The sequence below is a fragment of the Rhodococcus sp. (in: high G+C Gram-positive bacteria) genome (assembly GCF_049286785.1).
Lineage (GTDB): Bacteria > Actinomycetota > Actinomycetes > Mycobacteriales > Mycobacteriaceae > Rhodococcus_F.
Window position 1 is genome coordinate 1 of the sequence record NZ_JBAQEO010000710.1, and the last position, 2,048, is coordinate 2,048.

General features: G+C 67.9%; 4 protein-coding genes. 2 read left to right on the top strand and 2 right to left on the bottom strand.

Features of this window, described 5'->3' with window-relative positions; genetic code table 11:
- On the top strand, positions 1 to 344 hold a 344-nt coding region (locus tag WAW17_RS25705; RefSeq protein ID WP_422335702.1), incomplete at its 5' end, for a helix-turn-helix transcriptional regulator.
- 26 nt (positions 345 to 370) lie between these two features.
- On the opposite strand, the gene WAW17_RS25710 is transcribed toward WAW17_RS25705, so the two are convergent.
- Both WAW17_RS25710 and WAW17_RS25715 read right to left on the bottom strand, forming a co-directional pair.
- Positions 371 to 829 (bottom strand): hypothetical protein, encoded by a 459-nt coding sequence (locus WAW17_RS25710; protein WP_422335703.1) that lies wholly within the window; start codon positions 827 to 829, stop codon positions 371 to 373.
- Between the two features lie 225 nt (positions 830 to 1,054).
- Positions 1,055 to 1,513, bottom strand: a complete 459-nt coding sequence (locus WAW17_RS25715; protein ID WP_422335704.1) for a TetR/AcrR family transcriptional regulator — start codon at positions 1,511 to 1,513, stop codon at positions 1,055 to 1,057.
- 89 nt (positions 1,514 to 1,602) lie between these two features.
- Here WAW17_RS25715 and WAW17_RS25720 point away from each other — a divergent pair.
- Positions 1,603 to 2,048 (top strand): SRPBCC family protein (locus WAW17_RS25720; RefSeq protein WP_422335705.1); only part of this gene is annotated, 446 nt, incomplete at its 3' end.

Here is a 2,048-nt window from a genome sequence, read left to right on the forward strand (position 1 = left end):
CGGCGGCACTGACCGATCGGATCTGGATCGATGTCAGCCGCAACCGCGGCAACCCGCGAGCAAGGCGCTCGATCGAGCGCGCACTGCACGAAATGCGAGTCCTGTCGCTGAAGTACCTCGACCGCAATGGCAAGGCCACGAGCCGAAGGGTCGACCTCGTCCTTCTCGCTCACACCGGCAGGCACTGGTACCTCGTGGCGCACTGCCGGGTCGCGGAGGGCATTCGATGGTTCCGTCTCGATCGCGTGGTCAGCGCGCAGTTGACCGCGGAGCCTGCAGCGCTGTTGCCGGTGAGCATCGTGGGAACACCACCCTCGAGTGCCGTGGCAGTCAGCGACACCTGACGAGCACGGTCCGGGTCACCAACGAGTCAGCGACCGCAGCGGTCCACACGTTCCCAGGGCCAGTCGGTGGCGAGCCACCTGGCGATCGCATCGGCGAGTGGCACGTCGAGGTCGGCCTTGTCGGCCCGTACCCAGGACTGCGCAGTGACGTCCCAGTCCTCGGAGGACGTGGGATACAGGTAGACGCAACCGATGACGTCACCGTCGGTCGGGTCGAGGACGGTGAAGGTGAAGCCGGCGCGCCTGGTGAAGTCCTCGGCGTGGCGGCGCAGGTCGGCGAGGTTCCGCTCGAGGGTCATCCCCTCGCGCGGCGGCCACCCGCCATCGGGAAAGCCCGGCGTGGAGCGGATGTGATCGATGCTCGACGTCCACGCTGCGTGGTCCGACTCGTTGTGCTGCGGTCCCAGGGGTTCGAGGCGGCAGTGGTCGGTCACCAGCGCGGTCGGCGGCTCGAAGTCGGCGGGCACGAACTCGTCTGAGGTCATGATCCGGACCGTACGCACCGGGTCGGTGGGCGCGCACTCGAGTTCCTGGGGGCGAACGGGGAGGCGAGTGCGGCGCAGTCAGTGCCTCTGGGAAGCCTGAGCGACCACCTCCAGTGCGAGAGCACGCGCGCGTACCAGTTCGGTGTCGTCGTTGAACAGCTCTCGCCGGGCGTTGCCCATGGCAAGAAATGCATCGATGCGGAACGCGTCGTCCTCCGGCTGGGACTACCCCGCCGCGCCCAGCTGCTGCTCCAGCAGATGCAGCCACTCGGCCTTGAGCTGGCGGACCGCGTCGGCCACCGGCCCGTCGCGGTGGCCGTACTCGACTGAGGTCGCGGAGATGAAGCAGCCCCCAGGGAAGACCTGCTCGAGCAAGTACGCCAGCCAGGTGTCCAGTAGCGCTCGCAGTCGCACGGTCCCCGGAGGTTCTCGCCAGGTGGGTGCGATCACCGTGTCGATGTACACATGGCGCGCCTCGGCAACCGCGGCGAGCTGGATCGCCTCGCGGCTTCCGAACACCGTCAGGATGCCGCTCTTGCTCAGACCGGTTGCCTGGGCGAGCGAGCCGACGGAGATCGAGTCGAGGCCGTGCGTCGTGGCAATATCGGCTGCGGCCCGAGCCGCGCGACGTCTGGTGAGGTCACCACGTGCCCGGCGGCCGTCGGAAGCGGGCAGCGCGGTCATTCTTCCGAGGATAGACGTTCAACTGGACGTATACATGCGCGCGGCCTAGGGTGTTTACGACCGAACGGACGTGAAGTAAGGAGGCCGTCGTGAGCGCCCCGGACCTGGTGGACTCCGTCCACATTGCTGAGTCGCCCGAGCGGGTGTGGGCCATGGTGAGCGACGTACGCCGAATGCCCGACTGGAGCCCCCAGGTGGACTCGACCCGCCTCCGCGCCGGCTTCGAAAGCGTGGGACTCGGCACGCAGTTCACCAACCGCAACAGCGCCGGCGAGCTCGTGTGGACGACCCACGGCGAGATCGTGCGCTTCGAGCCGGGACGCGAGATCGCTTTCCGGATCGAGGAGAACTGGGTGATCTGGTCATTCACGGTGGCGCCCGAGCGAGCCGGCGCCCTGCTCACCCAGCGCCGCGAAGCCCCCGACGGGGTTTCCGACCTGTCGCTTGAACTCACCAACGGGTTCATGGGCGGCGTGGAATCGTTCACCGCAGCCATGTGCGCCGGCATGCGCCTGACCCTGGAACGCATCAAGGC

What these genes read in the sequence shown, in the direction of transcription:
- WAW17_RS25715 (WP_422335704.1), bottom strand. Translation starts at nt 1,513, where the DNA reads ATGACCGCGCTGCCCGCTTCCGACGGCCGCCGGGCACGTGGTGACCTC.
- WAW17_RS25710 (WP_422335703.1), bottom strand. Translation starts at nt 829, where the DNA reads ATGACCTCAGACGAGTTCGTGCCCGCCGACTTCGAGCCGCCGACCGCG.